This is a genomic window from Dyadobacter sp. SG02 (genome assembly GCF_900109045.1).
Taxonomy (GTDB): Bacteria; Bacteroidota; Bacteroidia; order Cytophagales; family Spirosomataceae; genus Dyadobacter.
In genome coordinates this window covers 1-1,242 of record NZ_FNYL01000037.1, presented here as the reverse complement: position 1 = coordinate 1,242, position 1,242 = coordinate 1, and the positions used below count along the sequence as shown (strand labels likewise).

The following is a 1,242-nucleotide window of genomic DNA, read 5'->3' as shown; positions in this document are numbered from 1 at the left end:
CCAACATTCTGGGAATCCCCGTCTCGGCTGATGTAAGGATCAACAACAATGCCTTCAACTTTTCAGGCATGGAGACCAATATCAGTCGGCTGGACAGTTATGCGCCACAAGCATTGATCAAGGCATACTTGGGAGGGCCTCTGTGTATATACTGTATCGCATCGGACATGTCGGTTTGGACAGCTGGGGGGACCAAAGCCAAGAACACCTATAAGTTGTATAAAAATAATGTATTGATTCAGACACTAGTTGGCAAAGACATCCTCACACTCGATGGGGAGGCAAGTTACTATGCTGAGGTAACCAATAGCGACGTTCCAGGGCTGACGCTGAGAACCCAAACATTTGTAACCATCAAGCTCCCCGTAACCCTCATCACCTTCGAAGGCCAATCCGAAAACAACCAGACGAAGCTCACCTGGAAAACCGCCGCCGAAACCAACAACAAAGGGTTCGAAATAGAACGCAGCGCCGATGCGGGAACATTTGAAAAAATCGGTTTTGTGGATGGCAACGGCGATTCAAAAGAAGTCAATACCTATCATTACACTGATCTGAATCCATTTGCGACCACTTATTACCGGTTGAAACAGCTCGATTATGATGGCAAATCCGAGTATTCGAAGATCATCAGGGTGAAGGCGAGCAATGTAGTGTTGAAGGTTTATCCCAATCCTGCGCAGGAATATCTGATTGTTTCAGGCATCAGCCAGAAACAATCGCTTTCAATCATTGACCAGAACGGGCGGGTTGTCTTGAAAGGATTGGTAGCGGAGAAGGAGCAGTTCAATATCGGTGGCCTCAGCGCTGGCCGTTACATTGTGAATGTAGGTGGGGCGCAAAGCATTTTATTGATTCATAGGTAATTATTAATTATAAAATCCGAGCTGTCATGCGTAAAGTTTTATTACTCATTCTATTTATTTCCTTCAAATCATTCGGGCAGACGCTCGAAGCGGACCGGCTGGCATTGGTTGCATTTTACCAGGCCACTGGCGGAAATAGCTGGTACGACAACTCGGGCTGGGTGGTACCCGGCAATCCGGGTGATAATCCATGTGGATGGTATGGGGTTAGTTGCGAAGGCGGGCGTGTTACCAGTCTCATTATGGAACAGAATGATGCTTATGGACCGATACCGGCAGCAGTCGGAAGCCTGACCGCTTTGAAGCATCTCGACCTTTCGGGAGCAGGGGATGAGATCCCTCAGTTCCAGGGAGACCTGCCCGCGGAACTGGGTAA

Annotated in this window: 2 protein-coding genes; both read left to right on the top strand. The window is 48.2% G+C overall.

From position 1 onward, the window contains the following. A partial coding sequence (locus BMW93_RS35055) for a T9SS type A sorting domain-containing protein (protein WP_143061807.1) occupies nt 1–866 on the top strand: 866 nt, incomplete at its 5' end. A gap of 26 nt (nt 867–892) precedes the next feature. Beyond that, nucleotides 893–1,242: hypothetical protein (locus BMW93_RS35050; protein ID WP_218147777.1), on the top strand; the 350-nt coding region annotated here is incomplete at its 3' end.